Here is a 16,011-nt window from a genome sequence, read left to right on the forward strand (position 1 = left end):
GCGGGCGCTACCAGAGCGTCTCGCGCGCCCGGGCCACGTAGCCGAAATCGTAATCGGCCCCGCCATCGCGGCCCTTGGTGACCTCTTCCAGCATCTGGCCGACCGTGGGCAGTTCGGCGCTGTCGTCGCGGGTCCAGAGCCCCGAGCGGATCAGCGCCTTGGCGCATTGCGAGAAGGCCTCGGAAATCTCGATCACCATGACCAGCGTCGGCAAGCGGCCATCATGGGCGAAACTCTCGCGCAGCGCGGCGTCATCGGTCAGGAAGGCCCGTCCGTTGACCCGCAGAGAGGTGGTGGAGCCGGGCACGAGGAACAGCAGCGCCACGCGCGGGTCCTCGACGATGTCGCGCAGCGCATCCAGCCGATTGTTGCCGCGCCAGTCGGGCATCATCAGCGTGCCTGCATCGGCCACGCGCACCACCGGCCCGTCATCGCCGCGCGGCGTGCCATGCACGCCCTCGCGCCCCACGGTGGACAGCACGCAGAAGCGCGAGGCCTCGATCCAGCGGCGGTAGAGCGGCGTCAGCTGCGGCGCCACCTTGCGCAGCGCGACGGCGGGCGGGTCGGGATAGAGCTCGGCCAGGGCCTCAGGCGTTTCGATCCGGCGCATGGAACCCGGCCTCCTTCATCAGGATGTTCGAGGCGGTCTCGACCTCGGCCTCGAGCCGGGCAACGAAAGCCTCCTTGGACAGGCCCTGCGGGATCGGTTCGAGGAACTCGACCACGGCAAGGCCCGGCTTGCGGGCGATCCCCTTGCGGGGCCAGAACACACCCACATTGGTGGCCGCGGGCACGCAGACCTGCCCGGTCTGTTCATAGAGCAGCGCGGCGCCCACCTTGTAGGGGGCGGAGACACCGGGCGCGATCCGCGTGCCCTGCGGGTAGATGATCAGCTGCCCGGGCTCCAGCGCGCCGCGCTTCACATCGGCCAGCATCTTGGCGATGGCCTGTCCGCGCTTGCCCCGCTCGACCGGGATGCAGCCGATGCGCAGCGCGTATTGCCCAATCACCGGGGCCCACATCAGCTCGCGCTTCATGATGAAACGGCCCGCCGGCACGGCGCCGAAGATCAGGATGATGTCGAGGAAGGACTGGTGCTTGGCCGCGATCAGCACCTCGGCCGAGGGCGGCTCGCCGCGCACCTCGGTGCGCAGCCCGACCATCCAGGCGGCGGTCCAGCGCACCCAGCGGCAATAGGTGCGGCAGGCCAGCCGCGCGCCCCGGCGCGAGACCAGCGCCAGCGGCAGGAACACGATCCCCATCACCGCCATCATGGCATACATCTGCACGACGAAGACAAAGGATCGGATCTGCTGCATCAGGCAAGGGCCCCCAATACGCGCCGCGCCGCGGCCTGCGTGGCAAGAAAGGCCACCAGCGCGGCCAGCGGTGGCACGGTCAGGGGCAGCAGCCAGTGCCAGCCCTGAAGGCGCAGCGAGGTCAGGAAGCCCCCGGCCTCGCTGTCCCCGGGCATGAGCAGGATCGCCGCCAGCCCCAGCGCCGCCCCCAGCGCCGCGCCCGAAAAGGTGCGCAGCGTGTAGCGCCGCACGAAAGCGCGCGCGATATAGCCATCGGTGGCCCCCACCAGCCGCAGCACCGCGATGACCTGTGCATTTGCGGCCAGTGCGGCATTGGCGGCCAGCGTGACCATGGCGCCCGTGGCCGCCGCGATCAGCAGGATCGAGGCCCAGCCCAGCAGGCGCAGCCGGCTGGCCGCCGCCACCAGTGGCCGACGCCAGCGGGTATGCTCGTCCAGCACGGCGCCCGGCACCTCGGCCTGCAGCCGCAAGCGCAGCCCCTCGCTGTCATAGCCGTCATCGGTCTCGACGATCTCGATCAGCTGCGGCACGGGCAGGCTGTCGACCGGCAGGTCGGGGCCGAACCAGGGCTCCAGCAGAGCCTGCTGCTCGGCCTCCGACAGCGCACGGGCGCGCGCCACGCCGGGGGTCTGTTCCAGCACGCGCAGGGCCGCGGCGGTCTGCCCGGCCATCTGCTCGGCCGGGGTCGAGATGCGCAACGTCGAGGCGCGGGCCAGCTCCTCGCCCCAGTCCTGCGCCAGCCGGCCCGAGGCCAGCGAGAAGGCCATGACGAAGATTGTCAGGAAGGCCATGGCCGCCGAGGTGAAGACGGTCAGGCGCACGGTGAAGCCCGAGGGCGGCACGACCCGGTCGGCGGCGGCATCGCGGCGCAGCACGGCGCGGATGGCGTCGGGGATCAGCCTCACAGGTCCGCCCCTGCCAGTTGCAGCGAACGGTTCGCGATGCGCAGCACGCGGGCCTGCACCTGCGCCTTGGCGGCGCGGATCAGCATCAGGTCATGCGTGGCGATCATCACCGTCTTGCCCATCCTGTTCAGCTCGACCAGCAGGCGCAGCAGGCGCTGCGACATCTCCCAGTCGACATTGCCCGTGGGCTCGTCGGCCAGGATCACGTCGGGCGACAGGATCAGCGCGCGGGCCAGCGCGGCGCGCTGACGCTCGCCCCCCGACAGCTCGGGCGGCAGCGCATCGGTCTTGTCGACCAGCCCCACCCAGGCCATCAGCTCGCGCAGGTTGTCGGACTGGTCGGGGCTGCCCTGCCCCGAGACGGTCAGCGGCAGGGCCACGTTCTCGGACAGCGGCAGGTGGTCGAGGAACTGGCAATCCTGGTGCACCACGCCGATCCGACGGCGGGTATAGGCGACCGCATCCCGGCTCAGCCCGGTCACGTCGCGCCCGAACAGCCGCACCTGCCCGCCGGTGGGCTTCAGCGCGCCGTAGCAGAGTTTCAGGAAGGTGGTCTTGCCCGCGCCCGAGGGCCCGGTCAGGAAATGGAAGGTGCCGGGGGCCAGTTGCAGCGACATGTCCGTCAGAAGCGCGTCGCCACCGTAGGAATAGGCCACGTTCTCCAACTCGATCACGGCGACTGTGCCTTTCCTGCTGCCTGAGGCTCCGTTTTGCCCGAGCACGCCGCCCGTTGCAACGCGGCTTGGCCTTAACAATTGGACTTTTCCCCCTGTTCCGTGCCACTTATTCTCCCAAAAGAGGCCAGCAGAGCGGTAAGGGGACGACGACGTGAGCAGGATGCGGCTGATTTGCCCCAATTGCGGTGCGCAATACGAGGTGCCGACCGAGGTGATCCCCGAGGGCGGGCGCGACGTGCAATGCTCCAATTGCGGGCACACGTGGTACCAGCGCCACCCCGATGACGACCGCGATCTCGCCGAGGAACTGAACGAGCCGCTGCCCGAACCCGAATGGACACCCGAGCCGGAGCCCCGGCCGGCCGCGCCGCGCGGCCCGGTGCCGCCCCCACCCCCGCCCGCCGCCGCGCCGGCCGAGGAGGTCGAGGAGCCCGGGCCCGCCTCGCCCGAGCCCGAACTGCAGCGCAGCCGCTCGATCGACCCCGAGATGGCCGAGCTGTTCCGCGAGGAACGCGATTTCGAGGCGCGCCGCCGGGCCGCCGAGGCGCTGGAGAGCCAGCCGGATCTGGGCCTGGCCGAACCCGACGAGGACGAGCTGGCCCGCCGCTCGCGGCAGGCGCGCGAACGCATGGCGCGGCTGCGCGGCGAGGATCCCGAGGCGGTGGCCAAGCCAGCCACGCCGCGCCCGGCCCCACCCGCCACCGAGCCGCAGCGCCCCCGCCCCGACGGGCGCGCCGCGGCAGAGGCCGCGGCGGCGGCCGCCGCCGGCTCGCGCCGAGACCTGCTGCCGGATGTGGACGAGATCAACCAGACGCTGCGCGCCACCTCTGAGCCGCGCGTGGTCGACACCGCCCGCGGCGAGCAGGTCACCGAGAAGGCCGCGCGCCGCGAGGGCGGCGGTTTCTCCAAGGGCTTCTTCATGGTGGTCGTGCTGGTGCTGATCGCGCTGGCCATCTATGTCTCGGCCCCCCAGATCACCGAGGCCGTACCCGCCGCGGCGCCGGTGCTGCAGGCCTATGTCGAGGCCGTGGATGCCGGCCGGACATGGCTCGACGGGCAGGTCACGGCGCTGCTGCAGACGCTGGACGGGATGAGCTCCGAGGCCCCGCCCGAGGGCGATCCCGCGCCTCAGACCGACCCCGCCCCGGCGCCAGACGCGACCGCAACCGACGGCTGAGCCGCAACTCTGTCACGAAAACGGGCGGCCCCTTGGCCGCCCGTTTCGCGTTCCGGACAGGTAGCGTTGTCAGATCCGCCCCTTCCACGGCACCAGCGCCTTCTCGGCAAAGCGCATCAGGATGTCGATGCCGAAGCCGATGATGCCGATCAGGATGATCCCCATGATCACGATATCGGTCAGCTGGAATTTCGAGGCGACCATGATCATCATGCCGGCCCCCTTCTCGGCGGCGACCAGCTCGGCCGCGACCACCGTGCCCCAGCAGACGCCCATGGCGACGCGCGCGCCGGTGAAGATCTCGGGCAGCGAGTTGGGCACGATCACGTGGCGCATGATCTGCCACTTGCTGGCGCCCAGGCTATAGGCCGCGTGCACCTTGGAAATGGCCACGCCCGACACGCCGGCCCTCGCAGCGATGGCCATGATCCAGAGCGCCGCAAGGAAGAGCAGGATGATCTTGCCCAGCTCGCCGATGCCCGCCCAGATGATCACCAGCGGGATCAGCGCCAGCGGCGGCACCGGGCGCATGAACTCGACGATCGGGTCGAACCAGCCGCGGAACCAGTTGCTGAGCCCCATGGCATAGCCCAGCGGGATGCCCACCAGCGCGCCGAAGAAGAAGCCCACGACCACGCGGAACAGCGAATAGCCCAGATGCTCCCACAACGTGCTGTCGCGGTAGCCGTCGCTGGCGATCTCGCCCAGCCGGGCCACCACCGCTTCGGGCGGGGGCAGCCAGATCGGCTCCATCTGCCAGCCCTTGGCGGGTTCGAAATTCAGCGTGCCCTTGGGCGACATGCCGACGCGGCCGAACTCGGTCATGACCTCGCCGCCCGGCTCGATGGGCTGGCCGTTGACCGCCACCACCCGGTGGCCCGCGTCGCGGCCGTACGCGTCGTTGCGGTCCACCCGGACGAGCCCCGAGCGCCAGGCGCCCACCGTGTCCACGTCATTTTTGGCCCAGCCCTCGCCCGGCGGCACCTCGGGGTCCGCGACATCGGTACCCACCTCGAAGACCCGCACGGTCACGGTGGCGTCGTCCGGCGCCACGCCGTCGGCCTCGGCGGTATAGGTGAAGGTCGCATCGCCGATGAACGGGCCCGGCGCGTGCAGGAAACGCGGCACGAGGCTGGAGCCGGTGAAGGCCGCCCAGAGCAGGAAGATGGTCAGCACCGACAGGATGCTGGCGATCCGGTTCGGGGTCACGGCGCTTTCATCGCCGAAGGTCACGGTCTTGAGCGAGGTGAAATCGGTCACCGTCTTGCGGGCCACGAATTTCACCACGAAGAAGGAGGCGATGAAGATCGCCACGTAGATCAGGAAGACGATCATGCGTTCTCCTCCGTGCGGCCCATGATTTCCTCTTCCATGTCCCAGATCATGCCGAGGATCTCCTCGCGCTTCTGGCCGAACTCGGGGTGTTTCTTGACCTCGCGCAGATCGGCATTCACGCCCAGATCGGCAAAGGGCAGCCGGTATTCGCGGTGGATGCGGCCGGGGCGCGGCGCCATGACCAGCAGGCGTTCGCCCAGCAGCAGCGCCTCCTCGACCGAATGGGTGATCAGGATGATGGTCTTGCCGGTCTCCTTCCACAGCTTGAGCACCAGCCCCTGCATTTTCTCGCGCGTCAGCGCATCGAGCGCGCCCAGCGGCTCGTCCATCAGGATGACATCGGGATCATTGGCGAGGCAGCGGGCCAGCGCCACGCGCTGCTGCATCCCGCCCGAGAGCTCGTAGACCGCCTTTTCCTTGAAGTCGCGCAGCCCCACCACGTCGAGCAGGTGGTCGACCGTTTCGGCCCAGTCGCCTTCGCGCCGCCCCGCCATGCGCGGCCCGAAGCTGACATTGTCGCGCACGCTCATCCATTCGAACAGCGCGCCCTGCTGGAAGACCATGCCGCGCTCGGCATCCGGGCCGGTCACCGCGTGCCCGTTCAGCATGATGTCGCCCGAGGTGGGGGCCAGGAAGCCGGCCACGATGTTGAGCAGCGTGGTCTTGCCACAGCCCGAAGGGCCCAGCACGCTCATCAACTCGCCCTCGGCAAGCTGCAGGCTGACATCCTTGAGCGCCTGGACCGAGCCGCCATTGGGCAGGTCGAAGCGCATCGAGAGGTTTTCGATGGACAATCCGTTCATGGGACTCCGGTACGGCTGGGGGCAAGACTTTTCAGTAAAAGTCTTGCAAAAATCTTGCTGAAGATTTTTGGCCCGGCGGGGGCGCGTGGCTCCGCCGGGCCGCTGGCGTCACATGCCCTGCGCCGTGGAGAGCGGGCCGGTGTTGACGTTTTCCTCGTAGCTGTCGAGCGCGGCGTCGATGCTGCCCGCCTCGACGAAGACATCCGCGACGCCCTTCATGAACTCCTGCGCGCCGCCGCCCAGCCACTTGGCCGTCAGCTGCTCGTCCACGCCCGGGAAGACGAAGGTCGAGATGGTCTGCATCGTCGCCTCGGGGTCCATGCCCGCATCATTGGCGATCACCGGCAGCATCATCTCGTGGTTGGACTCGTCGGCCCACATGGCGTTGGCCTCGGCCGTCACGGCAAGGAAATCGGCCACGATGTCGGAGTTCTCGGCCACCCAGCTGGCCGGGCCCGAGGTCACGTCGAAGACCAGGATGCCCAGCTCTTCCTTCTCGGCGCCGGTCAGCAGCACGTTGCCATGCTCGAGCATGCGGCGCAGCGAGCCGCCCCAGCCGCAGGCCATGTCGACCGAGCCCTGCGCCAGCGCCGCGGCCCCGTCGGGCGGCGCCATGTCGACGATCTCCATGGTCGAGATGTCGACGCCGAAATGGGTCATCTGCTTGAGATAGCCGTAATGCGCGGCGGTCCCCAGCGGCACGGCGACCTTCTTGCCTTCCAGCTCGTCGGCGGAGTCCTTGTCGATCTCCAGCGCCTCGGCCACGACGCAGTTGTCATTGTCGGCATAGCTGACCGCCACGTCGAGGATCTGCAGGTCCTGCCCGGCCGAGGTGGCCACCACGAAGGGCGGCACGCCCTGGCTGACCGAAAGCTGCACGTCGCCGCTGGCCATGGCGGCCGACATCGCGGTGCCGGTGTCGAAGCTGACCCAGTTGATCGAGACATCCATCGCCTCGTCATACATGCCTTCGGCCTTGGCGTACTGGAAGGGCATCGGCCATTCCAGGAAATAGCCCACCGTGATCTCGCCATGCCCGGCGGCCATCACCGCCTGGCTGCCGGCCAGCAGCGCCATGCCGGCCACCGCGCCCTTGAGACCCGTCCTGATATCCATTGTCGTTCTCCCCTGCTGTGCCGGATCCTCGAACGGGGTCCGGACGTTTGCCGGGCGCCGCGCGGGCCCCCGAAACCCGGCGGCCCTTTGGCTGGCCGCTCGGGATGATCGGAGCGGAAAACCGGCGTCGGATCAACGATTTTTGCGCGGACCTGCCCGGGGATGCGGGGGGCTGCGCGGCGCCCCGCGTACAGGACATCGAGCCGAAATCTTTGAAAACCCTGCGTAAACCGCCACCCGGCGCGACGGCGCGCGCGCTTTGCCGCGCGCAACTGGCCCTATAGGGCTTGACCAACTGGCCCTATCCGGTGCTCATGAAATAGCGCATCTCGAACGGGATCATCGCATCCCCCGCCCTGCATCGAAGGAGGCTCCCCATGGACGGCACCTATTCCCAGAACGACCTGTCCCACGTGGTCGAGGCCGACAAGGCGCATGTCTGGCATCACCTGATCCAGCACAAGCCCTTCGAGTCGAAGGATCCCAACATCATCGTCGAGGGCCGCGGCATGCGGGTCTGGAACCAGGCCGGAAAGGAGCATCTCGACGCGGTCTCGGGCGGCGTCTGGACCGTCAACGTGGGCTACGGGCGCGAGCGCATCGCCAGGGCGGTCTATGACCAGCTGATGCGCCTGAACTATTTCGCCGGCGCCGCCGGATCCGTGCCCGGCGCGCTCTTCGCCGAGCGGCTGATCGAGAAGATGCCCGGGCTCAGCCGGGTCTATTACTGCAACTCGGGCTCGGAGGCGAACGAGAAGGCGTTCAAGATGGTCCGCCAGATCGCCCACAAGCGCTATGGCGGCAAGAAGAACAAGATCCTGTTCCGCGACCGCGACTATCACGGCACCACCATCGCCTGCCTGTCCGCCGGCGGCCAAGACGAGCGCAACGCGCAATACGGCCCCTTCACCCCGGGCTTCGTGCGCGTGCCGCATTGCCTGGAATACCGCGCCGCCGACCAGGGCGCGCCGACCGAGCATTACGGCGAATGGGCCGCCGACCAGATCGAGCAGGTGATCCTGGCCGAGGGACCCGACACGATCGGCGCGCTTTGCCTGGAGCCGGTGACCGCCGGCGGCGGCGTGATCGTCCCGCCCGAGGGCTACTGGCAGAAAGTGCAGGAGATCGTGCGCAAATACGACATCCTGCTGCATATCGACGAGGTCGTCTGCGGCGTGGGCCGCACCGGCACCTGGTTCGGCTACCAGCATTACGGGGTGGAACCCGATTTCGTGACCATGGCCAAGGGCGTGGCCTCGGGCTATGCCGCCATCGCCTGCTGCGTCACCAACGAGCGTGTCTTCGAGATGTTCAAGGACGACGCGGATGACCCGATGAACTATTTCCGCGACATCTCGACCTTCGGGGGCTGCACCGCCGGTCCGGCGGCCGCGCTCGAGAACCTCGCCATCATCGAAGAGGAAAACCTGCTCGAGAACACCACCGCCATGGGCGATTACATGTTGGGCCGTCTCGACGAGCTGGCCGGCAAGCACGCGGTGATCGGCCACACCCGCGGCAAGGGCCTGTTCCTGGGCGCCGAACTGGTCGCCGACCGCGAGACGCGCGCGCCGGCGCCCGAGAAGCAGGTGCAGGCCGTGGTCGCGGACTGCATGGGCCAGGGCGTCATCATCGGCGCCACCAACCGCTCGGTCCCGGGCTACAACAACACGCTGTGCTTCTCGCCCGCGCTGATCGCGACGAAGGACGATATCGACCATATCGTGACGGCGGTGGACGGTGCGCTGAAGCGTGTCTTCGGATGAGCTGAACGCGCTCGGCCAGCCGGTCGGGCGCCCGGTCGCCGGCGCGTTCCCGCGCCCGCGGCCCCCCCATGTCACCCTGCCCGGCCGGTACGGCCGGCTTGAGCCGCTGCGCGCGCATCACGCCCCGGCGCTGTTCGCGGCCTATGCCGAGGATGCCGAGGGGCGCGGCTGGACCTACCTGCCGATCGCGCCCTGGGCCGATCTGTCCGCCGCAGAGGCCTGGTGCCGCAACGGGCAAGCCAGCGCCGACCCGCTGTTCTACGCGGTCTGCACGCCGGAGGGCACCGCGCTTGGCGTCTGTTCGCTGCTGCGCATCGCGCCCGAGGTCGGCAGCATCGAGGTCGGCTATATCCATTTCGCCCCCGCCCTGCAGCGCACCGCGTTGGCGACCGAGGCGATGGCGCTGCTGATGACCCATGTCTTCGACACGCTGGGCTATCGCCGCTGCGAGTGGAAATGCCACGCGCTGAACGCCGCCTCGCGCCGGGCGGCCGAGCGGCTGGGCTTCACCTACGAGGGCACGTTCCGGCAGGCCAGCGTGGTCAAGGGGCGCAACCGCGACACGGCGTGGTTCTCGATCCTCGACAGCGAGTGGCCGCGGATGAAAACCGCTTTCACACAATGGCTTGAGCCCGAGAATTTCGACGCGGCGGGCCGGCAGCTCCGACCGCTGGGTGCCTTCGCCACAGCCTGTTAGATCGCGTTTTAGGCAAGAAACGGGCCGGTCTTGAGATGCCGGAAAGGTCCACCCTGCAAGGGTAGCGCAACCGCGTTGCGAAACCGCGCAGGGGGACGAGCCGCATGCCCAGGAAATACCCCGACTACCCCTATGTCGAGATGGTCGCCGCCGGTCTGCCCGCGGCGCAGATCGACGCGGCCGCCATGGCGCTGCGGCGCCGATTCCCCGAGATCGCGCTGGACCGGGGCGACCCGCTGGACCCGCTCTGCCGCGCCCTGGGCGTGGATCTCGACTATGCCGGGCCACCGCACGAGATCGTGCTGGATGTCCCGGCCGAAGGGCGCCCGGTGCTTTACCTGCCCCGGCTGGGCCGCACGCGGCAGGACCGGGTGGATGCCGCAATGGGCATCGGGCACTGGATCCTGCATGTCCCGCCGACGCGGCTGGCCCATCCCGGGGCCGGCATGCAGGCGCTGGTCGAGCCCACCGACCCCGCGCTGCTGGACGAGGCGCGCCGCTTCGCGCTGGCGCTGCTGATGCCCGAGCCGGTCTTCTGGGAGCTCTGGTACGAGGGGCGCGCCGGGGCCGTGGCCGAGACGCTCAACGTGCCCACGCAATTCGCCTATGAACGCGCCGCGACGCTGGACGTGGGCCATCACGATCCCGACGGCGCCGGCCCGGTCTGGACGGATCATCCCGCCCCGTGAGGAGGCAGGGGCAGCCCACGAAACGGGCCGCAAAAGAAAAAGGACCGCGCAGGCGGCCCTTGTTCCGGCAGATCGCGCCCTGGGGCTATCCGCTCAGGCGTTCACGCTGTCCTTCAGGGCCTTGGCAATGGTCACCTTGACCTGTTTGTCGGCCTCTTTCTTGAACTGCTCGCCGGTGGCGGGGTTGCGCACCATGCGCTCGGGCCGCTCGCGGCAGTAGATCTTGCCGACACCCGGCAGGGTCACCGCACCGCCGGCCGCCACGGCGCCGGTGATGATGTCGCCCAGCGCGTCCAGCGCCGCGCTTGCGGTCTTCTTGTCGGCTTCCATCTTCTCGGCCAGCGCGTTCACCAGCTCGGTCTTGGTCATCGGTTTCGCCATTTCATGGTCTCCTTCACTGCCCATCGCCTAGGGCCTCCGAGGGCAAATAAAACCGGATATGGCCGGGAAACACAACAATTCGTGGGCCTGCGGGCGCGCCCAATGTGCATTTTGTGCCACTTTCCGCCGGGTCAGAGGAAGGCGGTCTCTTCGAAACTGCGCAATTTCCGGCTGTGGATGCGCGACAGGGGCATTTCGCGCAGCGCCTCCATGGCGCGAATCCCGATGCGCAGGTGGCGCCCGACCTGGGTCTTGTAGAACTCCGACGCCATGCCCGGCAGCTTCAGCTCGCCATGCAGCGGCTTGTCCGAGACGCAGAGCAGCGTGCCGTAGGGCACCCGGAAGCGGAAACCGTTGGCCGCGATCGTGGCGCTTTCCATGTCCAACGCGATGGCGCGCGACTGGCTGAGGCGCTGCACCGGGCCGGTATGCTCGCGCAGCTCCCAGTTGCGGTTGTCCACGCTGGCGACGGTGCCGGTGCGCATCACCCGCTTGAGGTCGTAGCCCGCCAGCTTGGTCTCGCCCTCGACCGCCTCTTCCAGCGCGATCTGGATCTCGGCCAGCGCCGGGATCGGCACCCAGATCGGCAGGTCGTCATCCAGCACCTTGTCCTCGCGCAGATAGGCATGGGCCAGCACGAAATCCCCCAGGCTCTGCGAGTTGCGCAGCCCCGCGCAATGGCCGACCATGATCCAGGCATGCGGGCGCAGCACGGCGATGTGGTCGGTCGCCGTCTTGGCGTTGGACGGCCCCACGCCGATATTGACCAGCGTGATGCCCGCGCCGCCCGGCCGCTTGAGGTGATAGGTCGGCATCTGCGGCATGCGCGCGGGGTTGGGCAGCGGCGTGTCGGGTTCGGTGATCTCGACATTCCCGGTGCTGACGAAGCTGGTATAGCCGCTTTGCGGATCGCCCAGCTGCGCGCGGGCATAGGCCTCGAATTCCGACACGTAGAACTGGTAGTTGGTGAACAGAACGTGGTTCTGGAAATGCTCGGGATCGGTCGCGGTGTAATGCGCCAGCCGGGCCAGCGAGTAATCCACGCGCTGCGCGGTGAAGGGTGCCAGCGGGGCGGTCCCCTCCTCGTCGCGCGTCGCCACGCCGTTGACGATGTCGTCATTGGTCGAGGCCAGGTCCGGCACGTCGAACACGTCGCGCAGGGTGAAGGCGGCGGCGCCCTCCTGCGGGACGGCGATGTCGGGGAAGTTGGCCACCGCGAAATGCACCGGCATGGGCGTGGACGAGGCGCCGATGCGCAGCTTGACGCCGTGGTTCTGCATCAACAGCCCCAGCTGCTGCTTGAGGTAGTGGCGGAACATGCGCGGCCGGGTCACGGTGGTGGCATAGGTGCCGGGCTCGGGCACGTGGCCAAAGCTCAACCGGCTGTCCACCTTGGAGAAACTGGTCGTGGTCAGCCGGATCTCGGGATAGAAGGCGCGGCAGCGCACGCCGGGATGGCCCGAGCCGATCGCCTGCAGGAACCGGTCGCGCAGGAACTCGGCCGCCGCGTCGTAGAGCGCGCAGAGCCGGTCCACAGCTGCCTCGGGGTCGTCGAACAGCTCGGGCGCGGCCACGTCGGGCGTGACGATCTCCAGGGCTTGGCTGTGGTCCTGCATGGGGGCTCTCCGCGGTTTCGCGGCACCGTGACAGCTTGGCCCGGGGGGATCAAGCCGCGAAGCGGCGCCCGATTGACGGCCCTGCCCCGCTCGTGTCCAATGCGCGCGCAAGGAGGCCCAAGATGAACGCACCGCAGACCATTCCGAACCTCGATTTCTGGCAGGAGCGCGTCGACCTCGCCGCCGCCTTCCGCTGGACCGTGCGGCTGAACCTGCACGAGGCCGTCGCCAACCACTTCAGCCTTGCCGTGAACGGCGACGGCACGCAGTTCCTGATGAACGCCAACCAGATGCATTTCAGCCGGGTCAAGGCGTCCAACCTGCTGCTGATCGACGCCAATGATCCCGAGACGATGAACCGCCCCGACGCGCCCGACGCCACCGCCTGGGGGCTGCATGGCGGCGTGCACAAGCACTGCAAACATGCCCGCTGCGTGATGCATGTGCATTCGGTCAATGCCACCGTGCTGGCCTGTCTCAAGGACAAGCGCCTGCCGCCGCTCGACCAGACCTGCGCGATGTTCTACGACCGCGTGGTGATCGACGAGGGCTATGGCGGGCTGGCCTTCGAGGACGAGGGCGCACGCTGTGCCCGGCTCTTCGACGACCCGAAGAAGAAGGTCATGGTGATGGGCAATCACGGCGTGCTGGTGATCGGCGACACCGTGGCCGAGACCTTCAACCGGCTTTATTACTTCGAGCGGGCGGCGACGACCTATATCACCGCGCTTCAGACCGGTCAGCCGCTGGACATCCTGTCGGACGAAGTGGCCGAGAAGACCGCCCGCGAGATCGAGGAATATGACGAGCAGGACGCCCGTCACCTGGCCGAGCTGAAGGCGATCCTCGACGAGGAGGGCTCGGACTACGCCAGCTGAGCCGGCGTCCGGCAAAGCTATGCCGACAGCGATCAACCCGGCATACAAGAGATGACCGAACTCGAGGAACGGCTGGAACGCGAAGTCGCGGAGTGGCGGGCCAGGGAACAGGCTCGCTCCGAAAAGGATGCGCGCAAGTCCCGCTGGAACATCGTCCTTGCCGCCCTCCTCGGCTCAACCCTTCTGGGCGCTGTCGTCACCGAAATCGGCGAGATTGTCGGGGGCGAGTACAGGGAAGACGTCGAGCGTTGCCGGATCGCGCTGGACAACCTTCAGGACCTGGGCGCGCAGGATCTCTCCGGGCTCGGTGAAGAGGTTCAGAAACGGGTGCTGGCCGAGCTTGTTGAAATGATGGACGACAACTGCCATTTTGATAGCGGGCAATGAGGCTGCACCATGGACGTAACGGACGCAATCCAGATCATTCTGCTGCTGGTCGCGATGATCTCGGCCATTCTGCTGGTCGTGAACAACCTTTGAGCCGCCTCAGCCCGGGCGCAGGCCTGTTTCCACCAGCAGGCCCTTGCGCTTGGCCTCGTAGTAATAGCCCCGCGCATACCACTTGATGGCGTCGTCATGGTCGCCCCCCGCGACGAGGTAGGCGCCCTTGAGGTATTTCAGCGCGTATTTCAGGTTCGTCTCGGCATCCAGCAGGTCGTTTGGCGCGCCGCGGAAGCCCATGGTGCGCGCGGTCTGCGGCAGGATCTGGAAAAGCCCGTAATAGGGTCCGTTGCGCGCCCAGGGGCGGTGCGTGCTCTCGCGGATGGCCAGCCGGTGCACCAGACGGCGCGGCAGGCCGTAGTGATCCGACCAGCGGTTGATCTGCGCGCGCAGCTCGGGCGTCTCGTTGGGATAGAGTGGCGGGTCGAACTTCGCCCGCTTGACCCGGGCGGGCTCGGGCGCGGGGGCAGCGGCACAGCCGGCGACAAGCGCGGTGGCGGACAGCAGAAGGAAACGGCGCGAGATCATGGCACTCTCCGGGTCGACGTGGGTCCCTCGTAGACCGCGGGGCGGCGCCGGGCCAGCGCGCCGGGTGACGCATCGGCAAGAGCCTGCCGGGCCGGGGCGGGCTTCGGCGCGGACCTGCCGAAGCGCAAATTCCCGTGCCTGCCCTTGCAAACCGCCCCCCACAGCGTCACCTATGCGCCATGAACGGAACGCTGCTCTCGCTCGGGCACGGCTATTCGGCCCGTGCCCTGACCCCTCGGTTGCTGGCCGAGGGTTGGCACGTGATCGGAACGACCCGCGATCCTGCCAAGGCCGAGCGCTTGCGCGCCGAGGGCGTGGAGCCGGTGCTCTGGGGGCGCGAGGCGCTGTTGGAGGTCCTGCCCGAGGCCACGCATCTGCTGGTCTCGGCCGGCCCGGATGCAGACGGCGATCCAAGCCTGTCGCTGATCGGGCCCGAGATTGCCCGGCACGCGCGCAGCATCCACTGGGCGGGCTACCTGTCGACCACCGGTGTCTACGGCGATCACCGCGGCGCCTGGGTGGACGAGACCACGCCGCTCAGCCCCAGCTCGGAACGGGGCGCGGCGCGCGTCGCGGCGGAGGCGGCCTGGGGCGCGATCCCGCACCTGCCGCTGCATGTCTTCCGCCTGGCGGGCATCTACGGCCCAGGGCGCGGCCCCTTCCAGAAAATCCGCAAAGGCACCGCGCGGCGGCTGATCAAGCCAGGCCAGGTCTTCTCGCGTATCCATGTCGAGGATATCGCACAGGCGCTCTGGGCCTCGATCCATGCGCCCGACCCGGGCGCGGTCTACAACCTGTGCGATGATGTCCCGGCACCGCCGCAGGACGTGCTGAGCTACGCGGCCGAGCTGCTGGGCCATCCCCTGCCCCCGCGCGTCGATTTCGAGACCGCGGAACTGTCCGAGATGGTGCGCAGTTTCTACTCGGACAACAAGCGGGTGTCGAATGCCCGCGTCAAGAAGGATCTGAACCTGACCCTGCTGTACCCCGATTACCAATCCGGCCTGCAGGCCATCCTGCGGGCCGAAGGCGCATGAGCGGCCAGGCCATCGAAGGCGCCCCGATGACGAAAGCACCGGAAAGCCTTCAGGACCTTCTCGACGCCATGAAGCCCCGCGACGGCGACACGCGTGTCTACGTGCGCGACGTGCTGAAACGGGTCGGCGGCAAGTCCTTCCCGGCGGTGATCCTGGTGCCCTGCATCGTGCTGGTCTCGCCGATCTCGGGCATTCCCGGCACGCCGACCATTGGCGCGCTGATCGTCTTTCTTTGTGCCATCCAGGCGCTGTTCGGCCGCCGCCATCTCTGGCTGCCGGACGTCCTGATGCGCCGCTCGGTCAGTGCCGAGCGGATGCAGCGCGCGGTGGACTGGCTGTCGCGGCCGGCCGGCTGGATGGACCGCCACAGCGCGGGCCGGCTGAAGATGCTGACCGCCGGGCCGCTCAAGCTGGTGGCCTATGCGGCGGTGGCCTTGGTGGCGCTGTCCTGGCCGATTCTCGAGTTGCTGCCCTTCGTCACCTCCTTCGGCGCGGGGGCGGTGGCCATGATCATGTTCGGCATGATGACCCGCGACGGCGCCTACGTGGTCGCGGGCTACGTGCAGGGATCGGCGCTCTACCTGATCCTGCTCTCCATCTGGTCGGGCTTGATCTGATCCCGGTCTGACACCGGCGCGGGGTGCGG

The 16,011-nt window shown here is 68.4% G+C and carries 18 protein-coding genes; 8 read left to right on the forward strand and 10 right to left on the reverse strand.

The window, feature by feature from the left end:
- Window positions 1-7: 7 nt before the first annotated feature.
- The 4 genes from AVJ23_RS02835 to AVJ23_RS02850 are packed head-to-tail and all read right to left on the reverse strand — an operon-like array spanning window position 8 to window position 2,898.
- The gene (locus AVJ23_RS02835; RefSeq protein ID WP_058860614.1) at window positions 8-610 is read right to left on the reverse strand and encodes a pyridoxamine 5'-phosphate oxidase family protein; all 603 of its coding nucleotides are present in this window, start codon (window positions 608-610) and stop codon (window positions 8-10) included.
- The gene (locus AVJ23_RS02840) at window positions 588-1,319 is read right to left on the reverse strand and encodes a lysophospholipid acyltransferase family protein (protein WP_058860615.1); all 732 of its coding nucleotides are present in this window, start codon (window positions 1,317-1,319) and stop codon (window positions 588-590) included. The genes AVJ23_RS02835 and AVJ23_RS02840 overlap by 23 nt, the downstream gene beginning before the upstream one ends.
- The gene (locus AVJ23_RS02845; RefSeq protein WP_058860616.1) at window positions 1,319-2,224 is read right to left on the reverse strand and encodes a cell division protein FtsX; all 906 of its coding nucleotides are present in this window, start codon (window positions 2,222-2,224) and stop codon (window positions 1,319-1,321) included. The genes AVJ23_RS02840 and AVJ23_RS02845 overlap by 1 nt, the downstream gene beginning before the upstream one ends.
- Window positions 2,221-2,898, reverse strand: a complete 678-nt coding sequence (locus AVJ23_RS02850) for a cell division ATP-binding protein FtsE (RefSeq protein ID WP_058860617.1) — start codon at window positions 2,896-2,898, stop codon at window positions 2,221-2,223. The genes AVJ23_RS02845 and AVJ23_RS02850 overlap by 4 nt, the downstream gene beginning before the upstream one ends.
- 163 nt (window positions 2,899-3,061) lie before the next feature.
- On the opposite strand from AVJ23_RS02850, the gene AVJ23_RS02855 reads away from it, so the two are divergent.
- Window positions 3,062-4,078: a zinc-ribbon domain-containing protein gene (locus AVJ23_RS02855; RefSeq protein ID WP_084794242.1), complete on the forward strand. Its 1,017-nt coding sequence runs from the start codon at window positions 3,062-3,064 to the stop codon at window positions 4,076-4,078.
- Window positions 4,079-4,147: 69 nt separating this feature from the next.
- Here AVJ23_RS02855 and AVJ23_RS02860 read toward each other — a convergent pair whose 3' ends face one another.
- From AVJ23_RS02860 to AVJ23_RS02870, 3 genes are all read right to left on the reverse strand, one after another.
- A complete protein-coding gene (locus AVJ23_RS02860) occupies window positions 4,148-5,413 on the reverse strand; it encodes an ABC transporter permease subunit (RefSeq protein WP_058860618.1) in 1,266 nt (421 codons plus the stop codon).
- Window positions 5,410-6,216, reverse strand: coding sequence for a taurine ABC transporter ATP-binding protein (locus AVJ23_RS02865; protein WP_058860619.1), 807 nt, complete (start codon window positions 6,214-6,216; stop codon window positions 5,410-5,412). Before AVJ23_RS02865 ends, AVJ23_RS02860 begins: the two co-directional genes overlap by 4 nt.
- A gap of 108 nt (window positions 6,217-6,324) precedes the next feature.
- Complete coding sequence (locus AVJ23_RS02870) at window positions 6,325-7,332, reverse strand: taurine ABC transporter substrate-binding protein (RefSeq protein ID WP_058860620.1); 1,008 nt, start codon at window positions 7,330-7,332, stop codon at window positions 6,325-6,327.
- A gap of 377 nt (window positions 7,333-7,709) precedes the next feature.
- Here AVJ23_RS02870 and AVJ23_RS02875 point away from each other — a divergent pair, with 377 nt between their 5' ends.
- From AVJ23_RS02875 to AVJ23_RS02885, 3 genes are all read left to right on the forward strand, one after another.
- A complete protein-coding gene (locus AVJ23_RS02875; protein WP_058860621.1) occupies window positions 7,710-9,098 on the forward strand; it encodes an aminotransferase family protein in 1,389 nt (462 codons plus the stop codon).
- Window positions 9,085-9,795, forward strand: a complete 711-nt coding sequence (locus tag AVJ23_RS02880; RefSeq protein ID WP_058860622.1) for a GNAT family N-acetyltransferase — start codon at window positions 9,085-9,087, stop codon at window positions 9,793-9,795. Before AVJ23_RS02875 ends, AVJ23_RS02880 begins: the two co-directional genes overlap by 14 nt.
- Before the next feature lie 104 nt (window positions 9,796-9,899).
- On the forward strand, window positions 9,900-10,484 hold the full coding sequence (locus tag AVJ23_RS02885) for an ImmA/IrrE family metallo-endopeptidase (protein WP_058860623.1): 585 nt from the start codon (window positions 9,900-9,902) through the stop codon (window positions 10,482-10,484).
- A 93-nt stretch (window positions 10,485-10,577) separates the two neighbouring features.
- Here the strand turns inward: AVJ23_RS02885 and AVJ23_RS02890 are convergent, their stop codons facing one another.
- Together AVJ23_RS02890 and AVJ23_RS02895 are read right to left on the reverse strand one after the other, a co-directional pair.
- Complete coding sequence (locus AVJ23_RS02890) at window positions 10,578-10,865, reverse strand: HU family DNA-binding protein (protein WP_058860624.1); 288 nt, start codon at window positions 10,863-10,865, stop codon at window positions 10,578-10,580.
- Window positions 10,866-10,996: 131 nt separating this feature from the next.
- Window positions 10,997-12,481: an AMP nucleosidase gene (locus AVJ23_RS02895; RefSeq protein ID WP_058860625.1), complete on the reverse strand. Its 1,485-nt coding sequence runs from the start codon at window positions 12,479-12,481 to the stop codon at window positions 10,997-10,999.
- Window positions 12,482-12,603: 122 nt separating this feature from the next.
- Between AVJ23_RS02895 and AVJ23_RS02900 the strand changes: the two genes are divergently transcribed.
- Both AVJ23_RS02900 and AVJ23_RS02905 read left to right on the forward strand, forming a co-directional pair.
- Entirely contained in the window at window positions 12,604-13,359 is a 756-nt protein-coding gene (locus AVJ23_RS02900; protein WP_058860626.1) for a class II aldolase and adducin N-terminal domain-containing protein, read from the forward strand.
- 51 nt (window positions 13,360-13,410) lie between these two features.
- Window positions 13,411-13,746 (forward strand): hypothetical protein, encoded by a 336-nt coding sequence (locus AVJ23_RS02905; protein WP_058860627.1) that lies wholly within the window; start codon window positions 13,411-13,413, stop codon window positions 13,744-13,746.
- A 99-nt stretch (window positions 13,747-13,845) separates the two neighbouring features.
- On the opposite strand, the gene AVJ23_RS02910 is transcribed toward AVJ23_RS02905, so the two are convergent.
- Entirely contained in the window at window positions 13,846-14,328 is a 483-nt protein-coding gene (locus tag AVJ23_RS02910) for a transglycosylase SLT domain-containing protein (protein ID WP_058860628.1), read from the reverse strand.
- Between the two features lie 179 nt (window positions 14,329-14,507).
- On the opposite strand from AVJ23_RS02910, the gene AVJ23_RS02915 reads away from it, so the two are divergent.
- Together AVJ23_RS02915 and AVJ23_RS02920 are read left to right on the forward strand one after the other, a co-directional pair.
- The gene (locus tag AVJ23_RS02915) at window positions 14,508-15,365 is read left to right on the forward strand and encodes an SDR family oxidoreductase (RefSeq protein ID WP_058860629.1); all 858 of its coding nucleotides are present in this window, start codon (window positions 14,508-14,510) and stop codon (window positions 15,363-15,365) included.
- Between the two features lie 26 nt (window positions 15,366-15,391).
- On the forward strand, window positions 15,392-15,982 hold the full coding sequence (locus tag AVJ23_RS02920) for an exopolysaccharide biosynthesis protein (RefSeq protein WP_157772605.1): 591 nt from the start codon (window positions 15,392-15,394) through the stop codon (window positions 15,980-15,982).
- Window positions 15,983-16,011 lie beyond the last annotated feature (29 nt).

Source organism: Pseudoponticoccus marisrubri (genome assembly GCF_001482405.1).
Lineage (GTDB): Bacteria > Pseudomonadota > Alphaproteobacteria > Rhodobacterales > Rhodobacteraceae > Pseudoponticoccus > Pseudoponticoccus marisrubri.